Below are 259 nucleotides of genomic sequence, written 5' to 3' on the forward strand. Positions count from 1 at the left end.
GCGCACCACCAGGCGTTTCTCGAAGGTTTCCAGGGGGATGTCCGAGGCGTTCTCGCGGATCGCCTCGCCGAGGATCGCGTTTATCAGGCGAATGAACGGCGCGTCGTCCTCCTGCTCCATCAGGTCCTCGGTTTCCGGGACCTGGTCGGCCAGCGCGGCGAGGTCCAGGCTGCCGCCGAGGTCCTCGGCGAGCTGCATGGCCGCCGAGGAGTCGTGCTGGTAGGAGGCCGCCAGGGCCTGGTTGAAGGCGTCCTCGCCG

General features: G+C 68.7%; 1 pseudogene. It reads right to left on the minus strand.

What is annotated here, in order from left to right:
- A pseudogene (locus tag ACLJNW_RS26315) lies at positions 1-259 on the minus strand (type II secretion system protein GspE); the annotation flags it as partial.

The sequence above is a fragment of the Salmonella sp. SAL4457 genome (genome assembly GCF_046548235.1).
In the GTDB taxonomy this organism is placed as follows: Bacteria; Pseudomonadota; Gammaproteobacteria; order Enterobacterales; family Enterobacteriaceae; genus Salmonella; species Salmonella enterica.